The sequence below is a fragment of the Alloacidobacterium dinghuense genome, from assembly GCF_014274465.1.
In the GTDB taxonomy this organism is placed as follows: Bacteria; Acidobacteriota; Terriglobia; order Terriglobales; family Acidobacteriaceae; genus Alloacidobacterium; species Alloacidobacterium dinghuense.
Window position 1 is genome coordinate 2,359,868 of sequence record NZ_CP060394.1, and the last position, 22,192, is coordinate 2,382,059.

General features: G+C 55.7%; 21 protein-coding genes. 10 read left to right on the forward strand and 11 right to left on the reverse strand.

Annotated features, from left to right (window positions below):
- Nucleotides 1-24 precede the first annotated feature (24 nt).
- The 6 genes from H7849_RS09555 to H7849_RS09580 all read right to left on the reverse strand — a co-directional run bounded on the left by H7849_RS09555 (nt 25) and on the right by H7849_RS09580 (nt 5,392).
- Complete coding sequence (locus H7849_RS09555; protein ID WP_186746019.1) at nt 25-651, reverse strand: hypothetical protein; 627 nt, start codon at nt 649-651, stop codon at nt 25-27.
- Between the two features lie 54 nt (nt 652-705).
- Nucleotides 706-1,215 (reverse strand): crossover junction endodeoxyribonuclease RuvC, encoded by a 510-nt coding sequence (ruvC, locus tag H7849_RS09560; RefSeq protein ID WP_186746021.1) that lies wholly within the window; start codon nt 1,213-1,215, stop codon nt 706-708.
- 63 nt (nt 1,216-1,278) lie between these two features.
- Nucleotides 1,279-2,934, reverse strand: a complete 1,656-nt coding sequence (locus H7849_RS09565) for a B12-binding domain-containing radical SAM protein (RefSeq protein WP_186746023.1) — start codon at nt 2,932-2,934, stop codon at nt 1,279-1,281.
- Nucleotides 2,935-2,950: 16 nt separating this feature from the next.
- Nucleotides 2,951-3,169 carry a hypothetical protein gene (locus tag H7849_RS09570; protein WP_186746025.1) on the reverse strand — a complete coding sequence of 73 codons (219 nt, stop codon included), beginning with the start codon at nt 3,167-3,169 and terminating at the stop codon, nt 2,951-2,953.
- 220 nt (nt 3,170-3,389) lie between these two features.
- The gene (locus tag H7849_RS09575; RefSeq protein ID WP_186747357.1) at nt 3,390-4,160 is read right to left on the reverse strand and encodes a thiazole synthase; all 771 of its coding nucleotides are present in this window, start codon (nt 4,158-4,160) and stop codon (nt 3,390-3,392) included.
- A 440-nt stretch (nt 4,161-4,600) separates the two neighbouring features.
- Nucleotides 4,601-5,392, reverse strand: coding sequence for an ABC transporter ATP-binding protein (locus tag H7849_RS09580; RefSeq protein ID WP_251106713.1), 792 nt, complete (start codon nt 5,390-5,392; stop codon nt 4,601-4,603).
- 47 nt (nt 5,393-5,439) lie between these two features.
- Here H7849_RS09580 and argJ point away from each other — a divergent pair, with 47 nt between their 5' ends.
- The 3 genes from argJ to H7849_RS09595 all read left to right on the forward strand — a co-directional run bounded on the left by argJ (nt 5,440) and on the right by H7849_RS09595 (nt 9,757).
- Nucleotides 5,440-6,660, forward strand: coding sequence for a bifunctional glutamate N-acetyltransferase/amino-acid acetyltransferase ArgJ (argJ, locus tag H7849_RS09585; RefSeq protein ID WP_186746027.1), 1,221 nt, complete (start codon nt 5,440-5,442; stop codon nt 6,658-6,660).
- Nucleotides 6,661-6,871: 211 nt separating this feature from the next.
- Nucleotides 6,872-7,726 carry a thiamine pyrophosphate-dependent enzyme gene (locus H7849_RS09590; RefSeq protein WP_186746029.1) on the forward strand — a complete coding sequence of 285 codons (855 nt, stop codon included), beginning with the start codon at nt 6,872-6,874 and terminating at the stop codon, nt 7,724-7,726.
- A gap of 225 nt (nt 7,727-7,951) precedes the next feature.
- Nucleotides 7,952-9,757, forward strand: coding sequence for a capsule assembly Wzi family protein (locus H7849_RS09595; RefSeq protein ID WP_251106714.1), 1,806 nt, complete (start codon nt 7,952-7,954; stop codon nt 9,755-9,757).
- Nucleotides 9,758-9,820: 63 nt separating this feature from the next.
- On the opposite strand, the gene gpmI is transcribed toward H7849_RS09595, so the two are convergent.
- The 3 genes from gpmI to eno all read right to left on the reverse strand — a co-directional run bounded on the left by gpmI (nt 9,821) and on the right by eno (nt 13,594).
- Entirely contained in the window at nt 9,821-11,425 is a 1,605-nt protein-coding gene (gene gpmI / locus H7849_RS09600) for a 2,3-bisphosphoglycerate-independent phosphoglycerate mutase (protein WP_285288941.1), read from the reverse strand.
- A gap of 25 nt (nt 11,426-11,450) precedes the next feature.
- Nucleotides 11,451-12,125, reverse strand: a complete 675-nt coding sequence (locus H7849_RS09605) for a DUF2059 domain-containing protein (RefSeq protein WP_186746031.1) — start codon at nt 12,123-12,125, stop codon at nt 11,451-11,453.
- Nucleotides 12,126-12,193: 68 nt separating this feature from the next.
- On the reverse strand, nt 12,194-13,594 hold the full coding sequence (eno, locus tag H7849_RS09610) for a phosphopyruvate hydratase (protein WP_490337732.1): 1,401 nt from the start codon (nt 13,592-13,594) through the stop codon (nt 12,194-12,196).
- Nucleotides 13,595-13,932: 338 nt separating this feature from the next.
- On the opposite strand from eno, the gene H7849_RS09615 reads away from it, so the two are divergent.
- The 7 genes from H7849_RS09615 to H7849_RS09645 all read left to right on the forward strand — a co-directional run bounded on the left by H7849_RS09615 (nt 13,933) and on the right by H7849_RS09645 (nt 19,011).
- Nucleotides 13,933-14,877 (forward strand): TraB/TrbI/VirB10 family type IV secretion system protein, encoded by a 945-nt coding sequence (locus H7849_RS09615; protein WP_186746033.1) that lies wholly within the window; start codon nt 13,933-13,935, stop codon nt 14,875-14,877.
- A gap of 91 nt (nt 14,878-14,968) precedes the next feature.
- Nucleotides 14,969-15,790 carry a DUF6597 domain-containing transcriptional factor gene (locus H7849_RS09620; RefSeq protein WP_186746035.1) on the forward strand — a complete coding sequence of 274 codons (822 nt, stop codon included), beginning with the start codon at nt 14,969-14,971 and terminating at the stop codon, nt 15,788-15,790.
- 87 nt (nt 15,791-15,877) lie between these two features.
- The gene (locus tag H7849_RS09625) at nt 15,878-16,324 is read left to right on the forward strand and encodes a VOC family protein (protein WP_186746036.1); all 447 of its coding nucleotides are present in this window, start codon (nt 15,878-15,880) and stop codon (nt 16,322-16,324) included.
- Between the two features lie 11 nt (nt 16,325-16,335).
- Nucleotides 16,336-16,677: an MmcQ/YjbR family DNA-binding protein gene (locus H7849_RS09630; protein WP_186746038.1), complete on the forward strand. Its 342-nt coding sequence runs from the start codon at nt 16,336-16,338 to the stop codon at nt 16,675-16,677.
- Between the two features lie 243 nt (nt 16,678-16,920).
- A complete protein-coding gene (locus H7849_RS09635; protein WP_251106715.1) occupies nt 16,921-17,892 on the forward strand; it encodes a hypothetical protein in 972 nt (323 codons plus the stop codon).
- The gene (locus tag H7849_RS09640; protein ID WP_186746040.1) at nt 17,885-18,496 is read left to right on the forward strand and encodes a chromate transporter; all 612 of its coding nucleotides are present in this window, start codon (nt 17,885-17,887) and stop codon (nt 18,494-18,496) included. The genes H7849_RS09635 and H7849_RS09640 overlap by 8 nt, the downstream gene beginning before the upstream one ends.
- On the forward strand, nt 18,493-19,011 hold the full coding sequence (locus tag H7849_RS09645) for a chromate transporter (protein ID WP_186746042.1): 519 nt from the start codon (nt 18,493-18,495) through the stop codon (nt 19,009-19,011). Before H7849_RS09640 ends, H7849_RS09645 begins: the two co-directional genes overlap by 4 nt.
- Before the next feature lie 364 nt (nt 19,012-19,375).
- Here H7849_RS09645 and H7849_RS09650 read toward each other — a convergent pair whose 3' ends face one another.
- On the reverse strand, nt 19,376-21,841 hold the full coding sequence (locus tag H7849_RS09650; RefSeq protein ID WP_186746043.1) for a serine/threonine-protein kinase: 2,466 nt from the start codon (nt 21,839-21,841) through the stop codon (nt 19,376-19,378).
- Between the two features lie 88 nt (nt 21,842-21,929).
- A complete protein-coding gene (locus H7849_RS09655) occupies nt 21,930-22,190 on the reverse strand; it encodes a hypothetical protein (protein WP_186746045.1) in 261 nt (86 codons plus the stop codon).
- Nucleotides 22,191-22,192: the final 2 nt, after the last annotated feature.

Here is a 22,192-nt window from a genome sequence, read left to right on the forward strand (position 1 = left end):
AAATCAGAAAGTTCCAGGAATTCTTCAGCTGGGCTTGACGTCGCCGGCAAGTAATTGACGAGCACGGAGGCGGGCGCGCTGCATCACGCTCTCGTCGGCGGCAATGGCTTCCAACTGCGGGGAGATGTTCTGAATCTGCTGCGCGCGCCCTGCCTTCATGGCGTCCTGTAGCTCGGCCAGTTCGGCATCGAGGCCAAGCCGATTATGCTCGTGCTCGACGGCGAGGCGGCGACCTTCCTCCAGAGTGAAGGCGACAGCAATCAGGTCGTCGACCACTTTCATCAATTGCTGGTCGTGAGACCAGTTAAAGGTACAGGAGCCTTGACCGTCGGGGCCGTTGTATTGCAGAACCTTTTTGCCCGTGAAGGCCACTTTCGATTTGGTGCTCTCGCAAGCTACATCAAAATGGTTGTGCGAGCGGGCGGTTTTGAAGAGAGAGTTGCGCAGAGGCTCTTCGATTTTGATGTCAGTATTCACACCCTGGGGCGCAATGCCCTCGGCATCGGGTGAAGCTTCGCTCCCTGGCTCCGATTTGAAGTGGCCGGTGCCGTCTTCGTTGATGTCGAGCACGTAGCTGCCCGGCTGCAGCTTGGGATTCTCAAAGACGAAACGAATGTGCGCAGTCGTGGCCTGCTGCTGCGCCACGGCCACTAACGATCCTGCAAAACATAAAAAAACCAACCCCGACAGAACTCTCGTCATCGCCTAGCGACCAGCCCTTTGCAGATTGAGTGTTTGCGCCGTGTGCACATGGCATATAGCGATTGCCAGCGCGTCGGCTGCGTCGGCCGGTTCGGGTGTTTCGTCCAACTGCAACAGACGGGTGACCATGAACTGCACCTGTTCCTTTTGCGCCAAGCCGTAACCAACAACGGTTGATTTGATCGTCAGAGGGGCGTATTCGGCTACAGAAAGATTTGCATTGGCCGCGGCCAACAGGGCTACTCCGCGCACCTGGCCAAGTTTGAGCGCGGATTTCGCGTTGACGGAGTAAAAAACTTCTTCGATGGCGACAGCGTCTGGCTGATGAGCGGCGAGCAGTGCGCTCAACTCCGCATAGAGCAGCGATAAGCGATAAGGCAGCGGCTCTTTCTTAGGAAGGCGGATGCCGCCGCACCCGAGAGAGACGAGACGGGGCTCGCGTTGGGCATCGTTCCACTCGACGATGCCGTAGCCGGTGCACTCGGTTCCGCAGTCAATGCCGAAAACTCGCATCGAGGATGAGTTTAGCTGATGAAGGCGGGGGAAAACAGTATTGGACGAGGTGCCCGCCGCCATTCAGGCAACGGCCTGTGGCTCCTCAATTCCCAATTCCTTCAGGAAGTATAGCCGGTTGCGCATGACGAACTCATTACGGGCGATAAGCATGCCATCGACGAAGCGGCTGCATTTTTCTCGGAGTGCATATTGAGAATGATTCGGCCTCCGATCTTCGATAAAGGCATAGGCCAGGTCTTCGACAACCTGGAACAGCACCTCGTTGCTCGCTTTGGTGATCTGCCGCAATTCGCTCTTATACGCCTGAATGTCCGGCACCGATGGAAATAGGCGCTCGATCACCGCAAACTCCGACCAGAGGTTCTTCAGTTGCGGTGACAGAGCCTGCAAGCCGTGAATCCAGCCCGTGATGTTCAGCAATTCGCTCACGGCCGCATAGAAGTCGTGCAAACGCGGGTCAAGGAAGTCGTAATCAGGGTTGCAGACGTCTCCCCGTAAGCGTCCCTGCTGGGCCAGCTGCTCTTTGATGGGCGTCCCGTCGTAGGGGATCATGCGGCAGAACTCCGCGGCCATGTAGCCGTCACCGACAATGCGCCGCAGAAAAGCCACATTCTCCAGGATGGATTGGAAGGTGCTGGAGGGATCGAGCAGCATAAAACCGAAGTCAAACAGGATGTTGAGTTCTTTCAGGCAGTCGACCGCGCGGATGTTTTGCTGCACGGTAATTGATTTGTTCAACGTAACCAGGCCTTCTTCGCTCCCTGATTCAAGGCCCATATAGACCAGATACATGCCCGCATCGCGCATCTCCGCGAAGAGGTCGGGATCGACCGCGTCGGCGCGCGCATTGATCTTCCAGAGAATATGGCTGGGCAGATCCTGACGATAGAGTTCGGCTAAGAATTCGCGCGTCCAGCGATGCCATGCCGGACCAAAGACCGGAAAATCATCGTCCTGAAAGAGAAAGAGGCTGATGCCACGCTCTTCGTGCAACATCCGCATCTCGCGCGCGATCTCAGCGGGCTTTCGCGTCCGCACTACCTTACCCGGCGCGCTGCGATAGAACATATGAATCGAACAGAAGGAGCAGGTGCGAGCGCAGCCGCGGCTGGCCAGCATCTGCATAACAGGCCTCCCCAAGATGACGCGGGGCTGAATCGCCCGGTCGGGATAGGGAATCTCGTCCAGATCGTGAATGAGTGGACGAAGCTGCGTCGCTACCGCGCGTTCGTCCTGGCGATAAGCAATTCCCTGAATCGAGCGCCACTCCCGACCGACAGTGAGGCAATCGACGAGTTCGAGCAGAGTCAGTTCCCCTTCAAAGCGCACAACGCTATCCAGTTGCGGAGCGAGTTCGAGGGCGTGCTCATAACTGAGGCTGGGGAAATGCCCGCCCATGGTGAAGTGTGCATTCACGCCGTCTGCGCGGAGACGACACATCAGACGCTCAAAGCGGACAATGTAGAACTGAAAAATGAGAGAGAATCCGACAAGCACAGGCTGCGCGCTCAGAACGGCTGCCTCGATTTCCTCGTAGGGATCCTCGAAATCGAGTATGTCTACGCGATAGCCCCGTGCCCGAAGAGTAGAGGCGAGGTATCCGAGGCCGAGATTTCCCTGCCGCTTGAAGCCGATCAGCACCACCGCGCGTGAAGCGTCACGAGGCCGCGCAAGCGTGGTCCCGAAGTCAGAACACACGTTTAGAAGGTCGGGCATGAGTAGCCAGTCCGGTTCAGCGTGATTGAGGGCCGGTTTTGGCCGCAATGTTTCCGATCTGAGTAATCGCCGCGCCGCGGAGAACGTGTATCTCGCCAAGAGTCTTATTAATGACCGCAGCGGCTTCGCGTTGCTGCGCTTCCGTCAGCGAAGCAATCAGACTGTACATGTCTGGTCCAGGATCGCCGTTGTACCCCGGACGAATTTTCAGAAACTCTTCGAGTTCAAAGGCCATAGGAATCTCCAGAGTTTTATTTCCACCGTGGAAACCCGTGAAACAGCAGAGTGGGAAACCTTCAACTGCGGTGGTTGTCTTAGTTTTGAAAGCAACGCTGGGAGATGTACCAGCTGAATTGACGCAAGACCCTGAGTTCGGCCCTGGAATTTGACATCCCTTTGATACGCGGCATTAGAGAACCCGCGGCCGAGCTTTGTCAATCGGGAATTGCATGAATTTATCGCGAAATGCCTTCCAGTGGAGAACTGGCGGTGGCATACAGCTTGCGCGGCATGCGACCTGCCAAATACGCCTGCCGTCCGGCGAGGACTGCATGCTGCATGGCTTCGGCCATGAGGATCGGGTTCGCAGCGGCGGCGATGGCCGTGTTCATGAGCACGCCGTCAGCGCCCATCTCCATTGCCAGGGCTGCGTCCGAGGCTGTGCCGACGCCAGCGTCAACGATGAGCGGAACCTCCGTGATCATCTCGCGGAGAATCTTGAGGGTGGCGCGATTCTGAATTCCCAGTCCGCTGCCGATGGGTGCGGCGAGCGGCATCACCGCGGCTGCCCCCACATCAATCAGGCGCCTGGCAAACACAATGTCATCAGAGGTATACGGGAGAACTGTAAAGCCTTCCTTTACCAGCGTTCGGGTGGCTTCAAGCGTCGCTTGAACGTCTGGATAGAGGGTGGCCTGGTCGCCAATGACTTCGATTTTGACCCAATCCGACAGGCCGACTTCGCGTCCCAGTCGCGCGGCGCGGATCGCTTCGTCAGCGGTATAGCAGCCAGCGGTGTTGGGCAGCAGGAAGTAGCGCTGCGGATCGATGAAGTCGAGCAGCGATTCCTTGGAGCGATCGAGATTGACGCGCCGGACGGCGACGGTGACCATCTCGGAGCCGGAGGCTTCGATGGCGGCCTGCGTTTCCGCGCCATCCTTGTACTTGCCTGTGCCGACGATGAGGCGCGATTGGAATGCTTTGCCTGCGATGACGAGGGGTTCCATGGGTTTATTGTAAAGCGGGTCGTGAGGATGGGTTCTCAAGCACTCCCACTCTTCTTCAGGGACAATGGGCGATACGATATCGCCAATGATTTTTGCCTTTCCACGAAACCAGCCAAAAATGTCGTCTGTGCGATCTTCCATCGGGTCCTCGTACAGAAGATTATCGGCAAACGCACGAAGGCCCGCTGCCAGATTCGGCGGAGCGGGCCTTCGATACCGGTAGACTGTTGAGATTGACCTGAGGCACCCTTCGATCTGTGAGTGGGCCTCGGCGAGTGTGTTTGCTGTTCGCCAGGTCTAGAGCAAAGGGTGCTCTAAGCCTCAGTCACCTCACGTAGGATCGTGCAACTACTACCATCAGAACTTTTCATTGGCTGGATCAACCTCCTTTCCCGTGTACTTGAGAAGTTATGCTTCAGCGCGCAGGAAATCAAGTGGCGCTACCAGGAGTGCCAATAACCGTCGCGCTCCGTGAGTGTGACTTCCACGCCGAACAGTTCGCGCAGCTTCTCTACTGTGATCAGACCTTGTCGCGGACCATCGGCGACGATGCGTCCGGCGCGCATCATGATGACGCGATCGATCTCGGGGAGAATATCTGCCAGATGATGCGTGACCATGATGATTCCTGTTCCCTGCTGCGCGACGACTCGCAGGGCGTCTCTCAGTTCGCGCTGTGCTGCGAGGTCGAGCGCGTTCGATGGCTCGTCGAGCAGCAGCATCTCCGGTTTATGGACGAGGGCGCGGGCGATCATGATGCGGCGCTGTTCTCCTGCGGACATTTCACCGACGAGTTTGTTTGCCAGATGCGTAGCCTGCATGAGCGCCATGGCATCGTGCGCGCGCTCACGCATTTCTTCCGTGATATGAAGATTGGGCCAGATCGTGGATGCGGAAAAGTATCCGGCAACGACAACGTCGCGGCCCTTCGACACTGGAGTGCGCTCGCCCGGCAGGTCGGCTGAAACGACTCCGAGATGCTGGCGCAGTTGCGAGACATCCCAGCGTTCGCGGCCCAGGAGGCGGCATTGCATCTCCGGCGTGAAGATGGGATAGCACTCGCAGGTGATGGTCTTGATCAGGGTCGATTTTCCGCAGCCGTTAGGGCCGAGAATGGCGACGTGCTCGCCGGTTGCGATGGCGAGGTTGATGTTGTGGAGCACGACGGCATCGCCACGGGCTACGCTTACCTGCTGCATGCGCAGAAATTCCGCTGAGTGTTCTCTCGCCAATCTTTATCCTTCCTTAATTGGTATCTTGTTTAGAGTAAATACCAACAATGAATGATTCATCCCTCGTCCCTGATGAAGCACTGCCTCTTGGCTTTCGCTTTGCTGCCGTAAAGGCTGGAATTAAACCGAGTGGCAACGCAGATTTTGCCGTTGCGGTCGCCGATGTTTCTGCAAGCGCTGCCGCAATGTTCACGGGCAATCGCGTCGTGGCGGCGCCGATTATTGTTGGGCGCAAGCATCTTGCTCGCAGTGCCGGACATGTGCGCGTGGTAGCCGTAAATGCAGGCAATGCCAACTGCGCGACGGGGCAGATCGGCATCGTTGCATGTCAACGGGTCTGCTCTGCTGCGGCTGAGACGTTTCAATGCGAAGGGCACGAGGTATTTCCCTCATCGACGGGAATTATTGGCGTGCCGCTACCGGCGGAAAAGCCGATTGCGGCACTGCCCGAAGTCGCGGCAAGTCTCGGAGCAACGCCGGGGCACTTTGCGCAATTTGCTCGCGCCATTATGACGACCGATACCAGGCCGAAGGTCGCGTGTGCGTCGTTGAAGCTGGATGGAAGACTTGTGCGCATCGCCGGTGTCTGCAAGGGCGCGGGAATGATCCATCCGCAGCTTGTTCCTCACGCCACGATGCTGGTGTATCTCTTTACGGATGCCGCGATTGAACCTTCAGGGTTGGATACACTGCTGCGGCAAAGCGCGGAGGTAAGCTTCAATCGCATCTCGATTGATGGCGACACTTCCACCAACGATACGGTTCTGCTGCTGGCTTCCGGCGCGAGCAGCGTTCAGGTCGACTCAACAAATACATCGTTTCTCGGCGCGCTTACTGAGGTCTGCACATCGCTTGCAAAGCAGATTGTGGAGGATGGCGAGGGAGTGACTCACGTTGTGGAATTGCGGATTGAAGGCGCGGCCACAGATCGTGATGCTCTGACCGTTGCAAAGGCCATTGCTCACTCTCCGTTGGTTAAGACGGCCTGGGCGGGGTGCGACCCGAACTGGGGCAGGTTGATGGCTGCGGCAGGCTATTCCGGCGCCACGATCGATCCGGAACGTATCAACATCTGGTTCGGGGAGCAACAGATCTGTAAGAACGGCGGTCGCGTTGCGAATTTCGACGAAGCTGCAGCTCACGCTTACCTTAAACAGCGAGAGTTTATCGTGCGCTTGGATCTGGGCATTGGTAATGGCAAGTGCCGGTTCTGGACAACTGATCTTACGGCGGAGTATGTGCGCATTAATGCGGACTATTCGACGTAAAGATTGCTTGCAGAGGGTTCTGTTGCAGATTGGCTGCACTGCAACAGAAAGAGTGCAGAGAGCTAGAGGCCGCACCATTGCTGCGGTTCCCTTGATCGAAGCCCAGTCTTGCACAGACTTTTTCACAATTCTGTTGAAAACAATTTCTCATGCAGCATGGTCGAGCACTGTCTCCAATGCCGCTTAGGCTGCGCTACAATTGGCCCAAGACATGCCCACAAAAACCGCTAAAAAGACAACTGCAGAGAAGGCGCAACCCCTCATCAGCAATGCCAAATTGAAACAGCTGTACACCACGATGCTGAAGTGCCGCATCGTTGATTCGCACGCTCGAAGTCTTAGCAGCGGGCCTTCGTGGAAGGGCAAAGAGGCTGTGGCTGTTGGCACAACAATCGATCTGCTGGCCGAAGACACGATCGTCTCTTCGGCCAATGCGTCGGTCGCGCGTTTTTTGAAGGGTGAAGCGCTGCCTTCGATCTTTAGGAAAACGGATGAAAGCTCTTTGTCGCACGTGAAACAGCGTAAGGCCATCACAAATGCGGGAGCAGCAGCCGAAGGCGCGCTCGCGACAGGCGTTGCCTATGCGCACAGTGGCAAGAACAAAGATGGCGTCACGATTGCATTCCTTTCCGGAAATCCGGAAAGCAGCGAAGCTGCTCGCGACGCATTCAAGTTCGCCGCGGCACACAAGCTGCCGGTGATTTACGTCTATAACGCAGAGCCTATCGATGCGTTGCAGACGTACTCCTATGGCTTCCCTGTGATTTCGGTGGATGGGAGCGATGTCGTCGCTGTCTACCGAGTTGCACATGAGTGCATGATACGGGCGCGGCGAGGTGGAGGCCCCAGTGTGATCGCCTGCCACTTCTTTCCGAAGAACGGCACTGGCGGAGTGGGTCAGGATCCGATTCGAAATATGGAGCGATATCTAACCGCGAAAGATCTCTTTAGAGAAGAACAGCGACAAACGACGATTCTCGCATTTGAGAAAGCAATCGCGGTCGCCGGAAAGCAGTCGCGCCAGAAGACAGCGCAGCGCGAAACTCAGCATGTCTTTGTTGTGTAGAATTGGACATTGTTACCGCTCATGTTTTGAACTGACGACGCGGGCAGAATCGAGTACACCCGGCAAGACATTCGCTGTTTACTGCCTTGCATCCAAGCGCAAGACGGTTGCTTGTCACAGGAGATTTGTTCATCTAGCCTTGAAAAGCAACGTTGTTACATTCATTTACCCTTCGGTACTGGGTCGCTGCTGAAGGGAGTTGATTCTCAATCGTTCGAGGTGCGAGTGAAGTTTGTCCAGTTGATTTGTTTTTTTTCAGCGCTTAGCTTACCGCTGCAATCCATACTCGCTCAGGATGTTGCAACCCAGCAGGTCACCGCGGATGCTGGTGCAGATGCTGGCACGCCTCAGCAACCTGTCCCGCCCAACTACACGCCGGCATCGCCTATCACCAATATCAGCACGGTTGGATCAGTCTACATTCCGATGGATAGCTGGGTTTATCCGGCGCTCTCTCGCTTGCAAGGCCTAGGCTACCTTGACACCGCATTTCTGGGATTGCGGCCGTGGACACGCTTAAGCATCCTGCATATGCTCCAGAAGACCGCTGACAAGATCGACGCCGACACGAACAACGACGAGGCACGCGAAATCTATTCCAGTGTTCTGCACGAAGTCGCCCCGGAACTTGAAAAGAATTTCGGGTCACACGCGGCGCGCGCTGAATTTGAAAGTGCCTACACGATCATGCGCGGCATCACGGGCACGCCTCTTCGCGATAGCTTTCACCTCGGGCAGACTATCGTGAACGACTATGGGCGCCCCTACCAGGAAGGCTTCAATAATTACACAGGGTTCAGCGCGCACAGTGAGCTTGGCCGTTTCGCGCTTTATTTTCGCGGCGAGTATCAACACGCACCCAGCGCTACTGGCTATTCGCCCGCGCTCTTCGCGTTTCTTTCCAATCTGGACCTCGGCATCCCAGTCGCCTCAAATCCTAACCAGGCTACGATCCCCTTGGGACCGATCCAGTCGACAAATACGTTCAGGGTGATGGAAGCGAATCTGTCGTACAACATCCTGAATCATGAGGTTTCGTTCGGCAAAAGCGACCACTGGTGGGCTCCGAATCAGTCCGGCAGCTTTGCATTCAGCAATAATGCTGAGAACATTTATGCTTTCCAAATCGATCGTGTCGAGCCGCTGTACATTCCATTCCTCTCGAAGCTGACGGGGCCCTTCCGTTACGATTTTTTTATCGGCAGCCTGAAGGGGCATACGTACCCGAACTCACCATGGATGCATGCGGAGAAAATCAGCTTCAAGCCGACAGAAAATCTCGAACTCGGTTTTGAACGAACAGTGATCTGGGGCGGCAAGGATCACTCTCCTATTACCATTCACACCTTCCTGAAAAGCTTCTTCAGTTTAGCGGCCGTTTCTCCGGCAGTGAAGGACTCCCGAGAAGACCCAGGTGCTCGCTTTGGCACATTCGATTTTTCTTACCGGCTGCCTTTCATGCGCAAATGGCTCACGCTCTATACGGACTCTCTTGTGCATGACGATGTCAGTCCGGTTAGCGCTCCCAGGCGCTCTGGTTACATGCCCGGACTATATCTATCCCACTTTCCAGGTCTGGATAAATTGGATTTGAGAGTAGAGGGCGGCACGACGGACACGGTAAGTACAGGTGGACCTAACTTCCTTTATAACGAAGCCATCCAGAAACAGGGTTACACGAACAAGGGCTTCATCATGGGCAGTTGGCTGGGCCGCCAGGCGACTGGCGGGCAAAGCTGGCTCACCTGGCATCTGTCACCGCAGGAGCAGATCCAATTCAGCTACCGCACGATGAAGATACCGCAACAATTCCAAAACGCCCAGGGAACGACTAAAGGATTCTTACCTGGAGGAACCACTCAAAACGACTGGGACTTCAATGTCGTTAAGCGTATCCACAAAGATATAGAACTTAACGGATGGGTGCAGTACGAGCGGTGGGTGGCGCCAATCTATAAGACTGGCGTCCAGAACGATACCACGATCCAATTTCAGGTGACATGGTATCCGCATGAGCAAAAGGTTTTCTGACCTCTTGGTGCAAAGATGATAGCCCTCATCGACGATGAGGGCTTTTTTCTTTTCTGGAGACGCCTAGCTGATTCGTTGACGCAGGTCACCGCCGGTCATCTGACCCGGCTGGTCTATCCCTAGAATACTGAGTAGCGTTGGCGAGATATCGCGTAACGACCCGCTCGGTTTGAGTGAGTAGCTCTTTGCATTTTCGCTCACGAGAATAAACGGCACAGGATTGGTGGTGTGCGCCGTGTGCGGGCCGCCTGATACGGGATCGACCATCATTTCTGCGTTGCCATGGTCCGCGGTAATGAGCAGCGAACCGCCTCGTTGACGAATGGACTGATAGATTCGTCCGAGACAGGCATCGACAGTTTCCACTCCCTTGATCGTCGGTTCCAGCTTGCCGGAGTGGCCTACCATATCAGCGTTGGCAAAGTTGACGACCACCAGATCAAACGCCGTATCTTCGACGGCCTTCACGACGGCGTCCGCGATCCCGGCGGCGCTCATCTCCGGAGCGAGGTCGTATGTCGCTACTTTTTGTGATGGCACGAGCACGCGGTCTTCGCCGGGGAACGGCGTCTCAATTCCCCCGTTAAAGAAATATGTGACGTGGGCATACTTCTCGGTTTCCGCAACGCGGAGATTTCGCAGGTTTGCCTGCGCGAGCATGTTTGCCAGAAGGTTCTCCATCGACTCCGGCAGAATGACCATGGGCAGCGTGAAGTTCTTGTCATACTGCGTCATGCAGACGTAATGAAGGTTTTTCGGCACTACATTGCGCGGAATCGTTTCATCGAGTTCGGCAGCATTGATGAGTTCCCTGCCACCCTCTTTCGTGAAGTTGCTGTTGCGGCCCAGGACTCGCGTGATCTGCCGCGCACGGTCAGCGCGGAAATTGAACATGATGCAGACATCTTCTTCGCGGATAACCCCGTTTGGATGTCCATGTTCATCTGTAACAACGAAAGGCACAATAAACTCGTCCGTGATTCCGTTGTTGTAGGACTCTTTGATGCGCGCGACCGGATCTTGATATGCGCCGCCCTCTGCGCGACCCGTCACCATCGCATCGAAGGCTTTTTTCTCACGCTCCCAGCGGCGATCGCGGTCCATGGCGTAGTAGCGGCCCGAGACGGACGCGATTTTGCCGATGCTGTATTCGCGCATTTTGTGCTCCAACGCGGCCAGATATCCGGTCCCGCTGGTGGGCAACGTATCGCGGCCATCCATGAATGCGTGGACTAAGACTCTTTCTACACCGTGCTGCTTCGCAGCCTTTAATAGCGCGTAGAGATGCTCCTGATGGGAATGGACGCCGCCATCGGAGACCAGTCCAAACAGGTGCAACTGGCGGTCACGGGCGCGCTTCATGGCATCGGCGATAACAGGATGGGTGAAGAAATCGCCGCTCGCGATGAGAGCGTCAATGCGCGTGATGTCCATCTGAACGATGCGGCCTGCACCGATGTTGAGATGGCCTACCTCGCTGTTGCCCATCTGTCCATCCGGGAGGCCGACGAAATGATCGGAAGCATGCAGCAGAGTGTTCGGATACTCTGCCAGCAGCTTGTCATAGGTGGGCTTGCGCGCCAGTGCAATCGCATTGTTTTCGATTTGTGGGCGATAGCCCCAACCGTCCAGAATCGTAAGGACCAGCGGCCTTTTGTGAATCGACAACTCGTTCTCCTAAGATCAAACGCTCTTATTTCTGCGGCGTGTTTGGCGGATTCGTAGTGCCTTGCGGCTTCGTCGTGCTCGGTGAGGTCGTCGTGCCTGGTGAGTTCGAAGATGGATTCGAAGGCGCGCTCAGCGACGGCTTCTGCTGTTGCTGCTCCATGTATTTGCGCTGCGCCGTTTCGATTTCGTCCTTGTGGCGCGACATCACATCCTTGGCTGTCTGCTGCGCTACCTGCACGGCGGAACGCTGCATCTCTGTCATCATGTACGGCTGGGCGGCAATCATGCGCTGGCCCGCAGGCGACTTGTAGAATTCAATGATTCTCGAAGCGTCTTCCGTCGAAATGTACTTCGGATAAATCTCGGCAGCATGAGATTCGAGATCGGCATTCTCCAGGCTCTTATCGAGATCGTCGATGACATCCTGCGGCACATACGCAGGAAACTGGCTGCGATAGAACTGCATAGCATTTGCGACAATGCGTTTCTTCATCGCCTCCGCTCCCGTTAGATCCTGCATCTCTTTGATCTGCGTTGGCGTAATCGGATTTGCCGGCGGCTTAATGGCTGGCTCGGTTGCAGTTGTTGACGGCTGGGTTGCAGGTGCAGCGGGCTTGGATGAGGTCGAAGTTGTAGGCTGCTGGGCAAATGCTGAAAGAGAAAATACCACTGCGCAGGCAGCTGTTTGGATGGTTCGCATAAAGACTCCTGGGATGTATGGCAAAGGAAAACGCGCGGAGTGTCTTTCCGCGCGCGCCATTGATTTACTTACTCGCCAAAGTTTACCGCTTCGAGGCCGAGAAATTCAGCGGCCTGCCCTAATTCTTCTTCGATACGAAGAAGCTGGTTGTACTTCGCAATGCGGTCGGTGCGCGAGGCAGAGCCGGTCTTGATCTGGCCAACGCCGGTCCCAACCGCAAGGTCAGCGATGAAGGTGTCTTCTGTTTCGCCGCTGCGATGAGAAATGATCGATGTGTAGCCGTAGCGGCGACCGAGTGAAATTGCTTCCAGTGTTTCGCTGATCGTGCCGATCTGGTTGACTTTGATCAGGATTGAATTGGCTATGCCTTCTTCAATGCCGCGTTGCAGGCGCTCGGTGTTGGTAACAAAGAGGTCATCACCGACGAGCTGCACATGGTCGCCGACCAGGTCAGTAAGATATTTCCAGCCCTGCCAGTCGTCTTCTGCAAGGCCGTCTTCTATGGAGACGATCGGATACTGACGCGTCCAGCTTTCCCAGAAGCGCGCCATCTCTTCGCTGCTCTTCTCACTCTTGTCGGATTTCTTGAAGATGTACTTGCCCGATTCCTTGTCGTAGAACTCGCTCGCTGCCGGGTCGAGCGCGAGGGCGACGTCTTCTCCTGCTTTGTATCCGGCAAGTTCGATGGCTTCAAGAATCACTTCAATCGCTTCTGTATTTGACTTGAGTGAAGGAGCGAAACCGCCTTCGTCACCGACCGCCGTGTTGTAGCCTTTTTTCTTGAGCACGCCCTTCAGCGTGTGAAAGATCTCAGCTCCGCAGCGCAACGCTTCTGAAAAGCGCTCGGCCCCGACCGGCATCACCATGAATTCCTGAAAATCGACGTTGTTGTCTGCGTGCGCACCACCATTGAGAATGTTCATCATCGGCGTCGGGAGAAGGGAAGCATTCACTCCGCCCAGATAGCGATACAAGGGCACTTTAAGAGCGGTTGCCGAAGCGCGTGCGGCAGCCATGGATACTGCGAGGATTGCATTTGCGCCCAGGCGGCTTTTGTTAGGACTTCCGTCGAGGGAGATCATCGTCGCGTCGAGCAGACGCTGATTGGTCGCATCCATGCCCGTCAATTCAGGGGCCAGAATGCTTTCGACATTTTCTACCGCCTGCAAAACACCTTTACCCAGGTAGTGGGTCTTATCTCCATCGCGCAGCTCAACGGCTTCGTGCTCACCGGTCGAAGCACCGCTCGGAACTGCTGCGCGGCCAAGTGAGCCGTCGGCAAGCACTACGTCGGCTTCGACTGTCGGATTTCCGCGCGAGTCAAGAATTTCGCGCGCATGAATTGCTGCAATCTCTGTCATTTCGTCCCTCGAAATCTGATGTCTTAACCGGTCTTTGAGTTTGGGGCGTCGGTCCACACGGATTGGCTCACCGGCAAAGCCGCCTATGGTGTCTACAAAGCCCGACATGTGATGAAATGGCCTTCCTGAGAAATCTTCCGTGAATGTCCTTGGAAAGGATACCAAAGACGTATCGGTCCTGCTTGCATCGCAGGCTACGCAGCTTTTCTTGCGCTGGTGTTCCTCCAACTTTAACGATCTGTTGCCTGTTCTGGTTCGCAGAATCCATCTCTGTGTGGCTGCTTCGCATTGATTGGTCTAGTCTTATTTTCAAGCGCGACTGTTTCGCTCGTTCCGGGTTCAATTCATAGCGAACAGCGCATGTGATTGAGACTGTGTCTTCGCTGAATTTCACGAATGCAGTTTAGTTGTTTTTGCATCTTCGCTTTGAAGTGATGGAGTTATGTATGACGAGAACGGGAACCTCTCTCGCGCTGATTGCGTTTGCCAGTACGTTGCTGCTGGCTCCTGCGGGATTTGCCCAGCAGGCGAGCCAACCTCCCAATACGGGAGTTTCCAACCCTCCGGCAGATGACACCATTGTCACCAGCCAGGAAGAGCCCGCAACCCCGCCTGTGGCTAAGCCGTCGCCTGCCGTGCCGGCACAGCCGGCAGTTGCTGCCACTGCACCTCCGACAAGCGCATCTGCTGCTGCTGCCAATCCTGACTACGGGATCGTGACGTCTGTCTCGTCTACTTCTGCTAACACCTCGACACCAGCAGCAAGCGCAACACTTTCAAAGCGTCCCTATAATCCCGACGAAGACATCGTCGGCTATGTGCCATCACCCAGCAACGAACTTGCCGAGGGCACAAACATTCGCGCGCGGTTGATGGATACACTCTCCACCCGGGAGACGAATGCAGGCACGTCTTTCAAGGCCCAGGTTGCGACGGACGTTTACAAAGACGGCCGGATTATTATTCCCGCCGGTTCAGAGTTGCGTGGCCGCGTCGTGAGCGTCAGCCAGGGACATCACTTTGGTCCTGCGGCGACTTTGCGTCTGCGTCCCGATGTTGTCATACTTCCGGACGGCACGGCTTACCATCTGTACGCACAGGTGATTGAATCGAAGGCCCCGAATACCCGGACCGACAGCGAGGGCGGCATTCAGCCTTCTTCTCATCTGAAAAAAGAAATGATTGAGTATGGAGCTGGAGCGGGCACGGGTGCTATTGTCGGCGCAAAGATTGCCGGCCCACATGGCGCTGTGATCGGATCTCTGGTGGGCGCTGGCGTTATCACTGTGCATTTGATGATGCAGCACCCTGAAATCGCGGAAGTGCCCAAGGGCTCCGTGGTCACGTTCAGCCTGACTGAACCAATGGATCTGATGCCAACGCGAAACTGAATTTTTCTGCTAAGCATAAAAAAGGGAGCGCTCAAGCGCTCCTTTTTATTTGTCCGCGCACTGAGGCGTAGACTCTTGGGCAGGAGCCTGCATGCGGTCGCTACGCTACAAGCCGCCCTCTCCGCTCGGAAACTTCATCGAGTGCTTCTGGTACTGGGAAGGTATCCCTGAGGGTACGCATACGCATGAACGGCTCATGCCCAACGGTGAAGCAACGATCGTCTTCAACCTCGAAGACACACCCATTAAGATCTATCACCCGGATGACGTGAATCGCTTTGATACTTACGGCCATGCCGTTCTTTCGGGCGCGCGCACAAACTATTTCGTCATCGGCACAGCCGAGCAGGAGAGGGTCATAGGTATTCAGTTTCGGCCGGGCGGGTCGTTTCCCTTCTTTCGCGAGCCTGCAGATGTCGCGGAGAATGCCTCGATTGCCTTGGACGACCTCTGGCGATCCCGTGCAGAGGAACTACGTGAGCGCATGCTCGCCGCGACGAACATACCAGCCATGTTTCAAATCCTTGAGCTGGACCTGCTCGATCAACTGGCACGACCGTTGGCATGGCATCCTGCAGTGGATTACGCGCTGCATCATTTTCGCCGCGTCCCACATGCGACGACGGTTGCCTGGATGACCGGGAAGATCGGGCTCAGTCCCCGCCGATTTATCCAGCTCTTTCGCCAGCAGGTCGGACTTACGCCAAAAGCCTTCTGCCGCGTGCGCCGTTTCCAGCAGGCGCTGCTGTGTGTTCACGGATCAAAGGAAGTCGATTGGACGCAGGTTGCGCTGGACTGCGGCTACTACGACCAACCCCACTTTATCCATGATTTCCAGTCGTTCTCCGGGATGACGCCTTCAGCCTATCTTGCGGCAGCCACACCGCATCTGAACCATGTGCCATTGGTTTAAGCGGGCATGTGTGATCAGGTCAATTTTTTACAATACGGGTGTTAGCTGAATCGATGACAATGGTCGGCGTTTGGAGGATTGAGTCCTATGTCACAGGTTAAAGCGATTCCCGATGGATATCACACCATTCAGCCTTATCTCCACATTCGCGGAGCGGCTGAAGCACTGGAGTTCTACAAGAAGGCGTTTGCCGCCACCGAACGCATGCGCATGCCTCAAGAGGACGGGCGCATCGGGCATGCGGAAATCCAGCTGGGTGACTCGGTCATCATGCTGGCCGATGAATATCCCGAGAAGGGTATTTACAGTCCGAAACATCTGGGTGGTTCAGCAGCCAGCATCATGTTCTATGTCGAAGATTGCGACGCAGTGTACAAACAGGCGCTGTCTGCGGGCGCCAAGAGTCTTCGCGAGCCCGCCAATCAGTTTTACGGCGACCGCATGGCCGGAGTAGAAGATCCATTCGGCTTCCAATGGTGGATTGGAACACATGTCAAAGACGTTTCCATGGAAGAGTTGCAGAAATCTCATTAAGAGGCCCCTCGATGACTCCCAACGATTTTCGCCATTTAGCGCTCGGCTTCCCGGAAGCGGTGGAGGCCGAGCACATGAATCATCCCGACTTCCGCGTGGCGGGCAAGATCTTTGCGACCCTCGCCTACCCAAACGAAACCCATGGCATGGTGAAACTGCCGCCGCTCGATCAAGACAAGTTCGTGCAGGAGTGGCCTGAAGTTTTCACGCCCGTTCCTGGTTACTGGGGTAAAAATGGGGCGACGCATGTGCATCTGAAGAAGGCCACGAAGAAAGCACTCCAGCCAGCGATGGCCGCTGCCTGGCGGAGTGCAGCGCCGAAGAAGCTTGTAAAGAATTCAACGCAGGAATAACACCACATACATCAGCCAACAATAAGGTCCGGCGATCTATCGCTTGCGGAAGCTCCTCACGGCTGAAACTTCCCGATTGGTCTACCATCCAGAACGATCCGGACTCCAGGACTTCTCCTCCAACGACTAGATACTCTTGCACTGGCCAATGTGACAGTAGAACAGCCCCAGATATGCGGCTTAGCATCACCACCACACTCACAATTGCCGCAGCGCGCTTGGGGAAAGAGAGCTCAGAAAGTCATGGCGAAAAGCAAGGAGAAGCAAAAGGAGAAAATCGACAAGAAGGCCAAAGCCGTTAAGACTACCGCTGCTGCGCAACCACCTTCGGCCGCTGACAATATGGCCGGATATGCCGATGGAACTCCTCTTGATCGGGTCCAGTACCTCGAAGCCAAGCTCATCCTGAAACCCGACAACTTCACCTCGGTTCAGGCGTTCCGTGACTTTGGCAAGATCGTGCAACGAACCGCCAAAAAGCTTGGCGTGGGCTTCATCGAGGACCGCGAGGCTGAGCTGCGACCCCAAATCCGTGAGATCATCTTCGGCGACACTTCCGACTTCCGTCTCTATAACAACGCTTTCATTCTCCGCAGACGCATCTCTTACGTTGACGGCTTTCCCGTAGGCGACCCGGAAGTCGTCTTCAAATACCGCCATCCGGACGAACAGAAAGCCGCTGCTGTAGACGTCCGCCCGCAGATCGCCGGAAAATACCGCATTAAATTCAAAGCCGAAGCCCTCCCTCTGAAAGACCAGGTCGGCGGATATCGCATCCTCTACTCGCATAATTGCCAGTTTGGATTAAGCCAGGTCCATGAGGGGAATCGATCATCCGTGACCACCCTGGTAAAAGTCTTCCCCGCACTTGCCACGCTCAAGAAATCGGATGACGAGAAAATCGCCCTTGTGAACGAAGGCATCGTGGAAGAAGTTCTACTGCCGCTCGGCGAGCTCGACTTCGGTAAAGGCATTGTTGCCAAGTGCGACATCTCCTTGTGGCGCACCCGCGGCGAGCATAAATCTCTGGTGGGAGAGTTCGCGTTTCAGGTCAAATTCGATCGCAAAGAAGATGTAGCTGAGAAGCAGAAGAAGCTGGTCGCGCAGTTCTATGTCACGCTGCAAAACGACGTCGAGAATTGGCTCGCGCTGGGCGTAACCAAGACTGCCATGGTTTACCGCCTAAAAGGGAACGAGCCCCAGAGCCATGAGTGACGCGGCCCTCAATCCGTCCACCGAAACCATTTCCGCCGTGGCGCCGGTCTTCACTCGGGCTTCGATCGGTCAGATATTTCTCGAGTTCCTCATCATCGGGGCAACAAGCTTCGGCGGTGTTGTCCCCTACCTTCGCGCCAGCCTCGTAACGAAACGCGGATGGATCGATGACAAGGAATTCGTCGAGATGCTGTCCATCAGCCAGAGCCTTCCCGGATTGAACGCCACCAACATGGCTATTCAGGTAGGCAACAAACTGGGCAGAGCGCTCGGTGCCCTCGCCGCGATTATCGGTATCTGCCTGCCGGGTGCTGTGCTCATGTACGGCGTTGGCATCGTCTACCGTATCCATGGTGATCACGTCTGGATCACCGCCGCGCTGAAAGGCGTGGCCGCCGCGGCAGTCGGCCTGATCCTGTCGACGGTTGTAAGCATGAGCAAGAAGTCCCTCTCAGGCAAATTTGACTTTGTTTTCATCGTGCTGACCGTCATTGCTGTCAACCGCCTGCACCTCGGGGTTCCACGTACGCTCGTAGCCGTCGGCCTCCTGGCAATTCTCTTTCATCGGCCCCGCAAACAGAACAATGCAGGGGAGGCTCAATGAACCAGATTCCCGCACTCATCCGCGTCTTTGCTTATCTTTCTCTCCTGACGGTTGGCGGTGGCATGGCAGCCTTTCCAGAGCTGAAGATTCTGACGGTCGAGGTCCACAAGTGGCTTACCTTCCCGCAGTTAATACACCTCTACAGCGTGGGACAGATGGCTCCTGGGCCCAACATGATGATGATCGTTGCCGTCGGACAATGGGCCGGCGGGCTTCTCGGTGCTCTCGTTGTATTAGTCGCCTTCTTCGGGCCGACCGCAATCCTCGCCTTTATCGTGGCCCGTCTCTGGAAGAAGCTGGAGAAGTGGCCGTGGCGGACCTCCATCCAGGAGGGACTAGCTCCCGTCTCCATCGGCCTCCTGTTGGCTGGCTGCTTCACCATGGCAAAGGGTGCAATCTTCGGTGTTGAAACCGCTGCAATTGCCGTTGGCGTCCTGCTGATCCTCCTGCAATACAAGATCAATCCAGCCATTCTGGTGCTTGCCGGAGCAGTCATCGGTGTGCTTTCGCTTTAGTCGCAGGCGTTCTGCACCTGATTACTTAAACACGATTACAGCCGGATTGCAGAGATGAGATTTTCCTGTCAAGCCCTTTACCTCAAAATAATTTGATAACTCACCTGTTTCCAATGATTTAAATCGAAGCTGAATTGGCGTGTTATTTTGGCGAATCCGGTAAAATAGAAATAGGGAACAAAAAGGCTCAGGCCTTAAATGAGTCTATTTATATCTCGACGGGTAATTCCTTTAGAATTAAATAGATGCCCGTAACTAAAATAGAATCAATTAAATAGCGCTATCTTTCAAGACCAGCTTTATTTTCATGAATTTACAGGCGAGGGGGGACAGCTTGAAATCACCCCTGTACGCTGGAAGCACATCAGACCTGCGGAACTTTGGGTACCTGCTCCAGTAGCCGCTTCCAGGTTTTCTGATTGCGGCGAAAGCTCTTTTTCAGGTCTTCGAGGATACGCTCGAAGTCGGTGTGCCCGTGGAGCCGGTTCCACGCTGGATTCTTGGCAAACCATGGGTAGTTTTCGTTTCCGAGATAGATTGCGCGGCGGAGCCAGTGCAGGGCCTCGCTTTCGTCTCCTTCGACAGCGAAGTATGTTGCCAGACGATAGGCCATTTCGCTGTCAGCCTCGGCTGCGGAGAGCGAGTCTTCAGTGATGAGCGAGGCGCCACGGTCCCGCTCGCCGACTTGCACATAGCACATGGCTAAAGTTGGATACGCAATGCGCATGCTGTCGTCATCGCGTATGACGGACTCAAGCAGTTGAATGGCCTGTTGCAAATCGCCCTGACGCATGCGCTGATACGCAACCGAGGTACGCAGCAGCGGGTGCTTGGGTTCGAGCGTCAGTCCCTTTTCCAGTTCTTCATCGGCGAGTTCCAGCTGGTTCTGGTATTGATAGACTCGCGCGCGATGGTTGTAGATAACTGGCGCATTCGACGGGTTCAGCTTCAACGACTGGTTGAACTGGTCCAGAGCCTCTTCATATACGCCGTCAACGCGCAACGTCATGCCAGCAACCAGATGCACATTCCAGTCGTTCGATGCCGTTCGCAACAGGTGCTCAATGCCGTGGCGGGCGCTTTCCTTTTCACCGCGGGACAGCAGCATGTAAACGCGGTAGAGATTCGCTTCTACGGAGCCCTGATCAAGTTCCAATGCCTGGTTAAAGGCGCGCCGCGCGGCCATCACATGCATGTGGCCGCCAAATCCGTGTTGAACATATTGCAAATGCGTGATGCCGAGCCCGCTCCACGCGGGCGCGAAGGATGCGCTGCTTTGCGTTACGCGGTCGAACAACTCACGTGCGCGGTCAAGATCGGACTTGCTGCCGGTTCGCTGCATGAACGACGACAACATCGCGCGCGCCTGCAGATATTCTTCAGAAATCTTTTCGGTGAGAGTGGTGCGTGGCGCATTGCTTCGTTCGTTCGTTTGTGTCAGCTGGCCGATTCCCTGCAGCGAAGCGAAGACTTCATTGCAGATTTCCGTCTGCACTGCAACCAGATCGAATGACGGCACGCTGATGGCTCCGCCTCCGCTCACGCTCTGACCTGACACATCGAGAAGTTGCCAGTTCAGGTCGAAACCCTTTTCCGAGCGGATGAAGTTTCCCGTCAGCACCCACCGCACCAACAGTTTCTGGCCCACATCGAGGGGATCAAGCTGTGCCAAAGGGAGGTGCATGAGTGCGCTGGAGGGCCGTACAACCAGCGACGACATGCGTGAAAGCCTCGCAGCGATGGCGTCGGCCAAGGCGAATCCGTAGAGCGGCGTTACTTCTGAAGGGCCAAAGTTCTTAAACGGCAGAACGACGATCGTGTTCTGCTTGGTCTGCGTATCCGCGGACTCGCGAAAGCGCTCCGCCAGCATGGAGAGTAAACCGGTTGTCCGTTTCTCATCTTCTGGCGTAGATACCGGCAGATGCGCAGCGGCTTCGCCCGGAATAATACCGGTCTCAATCTGGAGCGCTTTCATGATGGTTTTGAGTGACTCGCGGATTTCAGCGGCGCTGGCGTAGCGTTCGGCGGGATTCTTTTGCAGACATCTCAGGATGACCGAGCTGAATTCGCCGGGCACGTCAGGACAGCACTGATCGAGCGAAGGTGGGTCTATGAATTGAATGGCGCGGATGCTCTGGAATTCATCGGCGTCAGGCCGTGAGAAAGGATGCCGCCCACTAACCAGTTCATACAGGATCACCCCCAAAGCCCAGATGTCACTCTGTACGCTGCTCTGGCCGGTGACGAATTGCTCTGGTGCCATGTAGGCGATCGTGCCACCACGCGCGGTGTAGGTGGCGGCTACGGGTCCGGTTTTGCGGCGCGAAGATTTCGAAGGATCGAACTCCGCTTCTTCGGGATTGAGACGCCGAGCGAGACCAAAGTCCAGGATCTTCACAAGGCCGCCGTCGGTGAGAATGGCATTCGCTGGCTTCAGATCTCGATGGAAAATTCCGAGCGAGTGAGCAGCGCTCAAGCCATCGGCGACCTGGATACCGACTGAAAGCGCCAGTTGCATGCTCGCAGGGCCTTTCGCAATGATTTTGTCGAGAGACTGGCCGGGCACATACTGCATCACGATGTAGGCTTCTTCACCTTCTTCGCCTACTTCGTAGATGCCGCAGACATTCGGATGTTCAATCGCCGAGGCCATGCGGGCTTCTCGCAGAACGGTGGTGCGCATCTGCTCCAGTGTTAGAGCGCCGCGCTTCAGTATCTTCAGAACGACAGGCCGCATCAGCAGCGTGTCGTTCGCCAGATACACCACACCGCTGCCACCTGCTCCCAGCCGCCGGATCAGTTCATAGTGCTCGATCGTGCGATGTTTCATCTATTGCTAGTGTAGCGGCTGGCACGTTGTGGAAGAGTAAATGCGCCGGAACTTCCGTGGTCCTACTCCGCGAAGGAAATGGCGATGATCAATGCCCCATGCCACGCCCACCAAGAGGTCGATTGGTCCCCTCGATTGGTTCTGCGGCTGCGCGCCGGTCGCTTGCGCGGCCAAGCAGGAACATCGTCAGCCCGAAAGCAAGCATGACGAATCCCCAGATGAGATTGATGTTCAGTCCTGCGGAGCGCTCGTAGATAACGCTGCCACGGGTGAACAAACCGAAGAGGCTCATGATTACGCCAACGATCAAGAACATCAGGCCCATGGGGATTCGCAGATCGAGATTCATTC

Coding starts and splice junctions, on each gene's coding strand:
- ruvC (WP_186746021.1), bottom strand. CDS start 1,215: ATGCGAGTTTTCGGCATTGACTGCGGAACCGAGTGCACCGGCTACGGC.
- H7849_RS09565 (WP_186746023.1), bottom strand. CDS start 2,934: ATGCCCGACCTTCTAAACGTGTGTTCTGACTTCGGGACCACGCTTGCG.
- H7849_RS09570 (WP_186746025.1), bottom strand. CDS start 3,169: ATGGCCTTTGAACTCGAAGAGTTTCTGAAAATTCGTCCGGGGTACAAC.
- H7849_RS09575 (WP_186747357.1), bottom strand. CDS start 4,160: ATGGAACCCCTCGTCATCGCAGGCAAAGCATTCCAATCGCGCCTCATC.
- argJ (WP_186746027.1), top strand. CDS start 5,440: ATGAATGATTCATCCCTCGTCCCTGATGAAGCACTGCCTCTTGGCTTT.
- H7849_RS09590 (WP_186746029.1), top strand. CDS start 6,872: ATGCCCACAAAAACCGCTAAAAAGACAACTGCAGAGAAGGCGCAACCC.
- H7849_RS09605 (WP_186746031.1), bottom strand. CDS start 12,125: ATGCGAACCATCCAAACAGCTGCCTGCGCAGTGGTATTTTCTCTTTCA.
- eno (WP_490337732.1), bottom strand. CDS start 13,594: ATGTCGGGCTTTGTAGACACCATAGGCGGCTTTGCCGGTGAGCCAATC.
- H7849_RS09615 (WP_186746033.1), top strand. CDS start 13,933: ATGACGAGAACGGGAACCTCTCTCGCGCTGATTGCGTTTGCCAGTACG.
- H7849_RS09620 (WP_186746035.1), top strand. CDS start 14,969: ATGCGGTCGCTACGCTACAAGCCGCCCTCTCCGCTCGGAAACTTCATC.
- H7849_RS09625 (WP_186746036.1), top strand. CDS start 15,878: ATGTCACAGGTTAAAGCGATTCCCGATGGATATCACACCATTCAGCCT.
- H7849_RS09630 (WP_186746038.1), top strand. CDS start 16,336: ATGACTCCCAACGATTTTCGCCATTTAGCGCTCGGCTTCCCGGAAGCG.
- H7849_RS09635 (WP_251106715.1), top strand. CDS start 16,921: ATGGCGAAAAGCAAGGAGAAGCAAAAGGAGAAAATCGACAAGAAGGCC.
- H7849_RS09640 (WP_186746040.1), top strand. CDS start 17,885: ATGAGTGACGCGGCCCTCAATCCGTCCACCGAAACCATTTCCGCCGTG.
- H7849_RS09645 (WP_186746042.1), top strand. CDS start 18,493: ATGAACCAGATTCCCGCACTCATCCGCGTCTTTGCTTATCTTTCTCTC.
- H7849_RS09650 (WP_186746043.1), bottom strand. CDS start 21,841: ATGAAACATCGCACGATCGAGCACTATGAACTGATCCGGCGGCTGGGA.
- H7849_RS09655 (WP_186746045.1), bottom strand. CDS start 22,190: ATGAATCTCGATCTGCGAATCCCCATGGGCCTGATGTTCTTGATCGTT.